Below are 1,469 nucleotides of genomic sequence, written 5' to 3'. Positions count from 1 at the left end.
AGTGGCTCTTCACACTTCCGGTGGGGGTGGCGGGGTGAGTCCGCCGCCGATGAGGAGCATGCGTAGCCGGTAGTTGTCTCGGTTGCGGAAGCCGCGGGCGATGCGGCGGTGGAGTTCGATGAGCCCGTTGATGCTCTCGGTGCCGCCGTTGCTGGCGCGGCCGGTGTCGAAGTAGGCCAGGAAGGCGTCCCTCCACTGCTTGAGGGTGCGGCCCAGCTTGGCGATCTCGGGGATGGGACACGTGGGGAAGCTGGCGACGACTTGTTCAGCGAGTTGGCGGCCTCGAGCGGGGTCGGGGTGGGCGTACGCGGCGCGAACACGTTGGGCGCACTGCCAGGCGATGTGGACGGCGTCGTGGCGCTCGTCGGCGGCGATGGCAGCGGCCAGGCGGGCCTGTTGCTTCTCGGTGAGCCGCTCGGCCGCGCAGCGCAGGATGTTCCGGATCCCGTACAGCGGGTCGTCGGCACGGCCACGGTGACCGTGGATCTCCTGCTGCACGCGGCGGCGAACCTCATCGACCGCCCGGCCGGCCAGGGCGACCACATGGAAAGCATCCAGGACAGCGGTGGCGTCGGCGAGTTTGTCGTCGATGGCGTTCTTGTAGCCGTGGAACGGGTCCAGGGTGGCGACCTCGACCCCAGCCTTGAACGCCGTGCCGCGTTGGTCGAGCCATGTCTTGTACACGTTCCCGGAGCGGCCGGGTACGAGGTCGAGCAGCCGGGCTCGGACGCGTCCGTCCTTGTCACGGGTCAGGTCGACCATGCCGGTGAGTTCCTTCGGGCCGCGCTTGCGGGGACTCACGTGGTGCCACAGGTGTTCGTCCACCCCGAGGGTGGTCACGCCGGCGAACCGGGCCTCGTCGTCGGCCAGCGTCGCCAGGATGGGTTGGATCGAGCCCCATACCGTCTTCCACGCCACCCCCAGCTGCCGCGCGAGTCCGTGGATGGAGGCGTGCTCGCGGCGGACCTGCTCGATCACCCACCGGCACGCCCGGGTGGTCAACAGCCCGCGCGGGCGGGCTATCTGCTCGTCCTGCTCGGTGAACACCCTGGTCGGGCACGCCGGCTCCAGGCACCGCCACGTGCGTTTGCGCCACCGCAGCCGGGTCGGCCGGGCGAAACACGGGATGTCCACCAGCGTGGTCGTGCGTCGGCCGCGACTCTCAGCGACCACCCCACACGTCGGGCAGCCCATCACCGTCGGCGCGGACTCCATCGTGACCACGAGCACGCCATGGCCGGTCTTGTCGACGTCGACCACGTGCAAGCCGTCCAGGCCGACCAGCAGGTCGCAATGGTCACAGTACGAAGGAGTCGTGGAAGCGCAGCAGCACCCCGTAGGCTCGGACACGTCGAGGCCTTCCGGTCAGGTTGAAGAGACGCTTCCGATCCTGAAGGCCTCGACCCCCAACCACCCTCACCCCGCGCTCCGGCGTGTCGCGCTCACCCCCACCTCAAGGTTGAAGAGCC

Annotated in this window: 1 protein-coding gene; it reads right to left on the bottom strand. The window is 69.4% G+C overall.

The annotated features are described in order from the left end of the window. Positions 1-9: 9 nt before the first annotated feature. Positions 10-1,350 (bottom strand): ISL3 family transposase, encoded by a 1,341-nt coding sequence (locus C1706_RS13855; RefSeq protein WP_180316869.1) that lies wholly within the window; start codon positions 1,348-1,350, stop codon positions 10-12. Positions 1,351-1,469 lie beyond the last annotated feature (119 nt).

The organism is Propioniciclava flava, from assembly GCF_004126535.1.
Taxonomy (GTDB): Bacteria; Actinomycetota; Actinomycetes; order Propionibacteriales; family Propionibacteriaceae; genus Propioniciclava; species Propioniciclava flava.
This window is presented reverse-complemented; position numbering and strand designations above follow the sequence as displayed.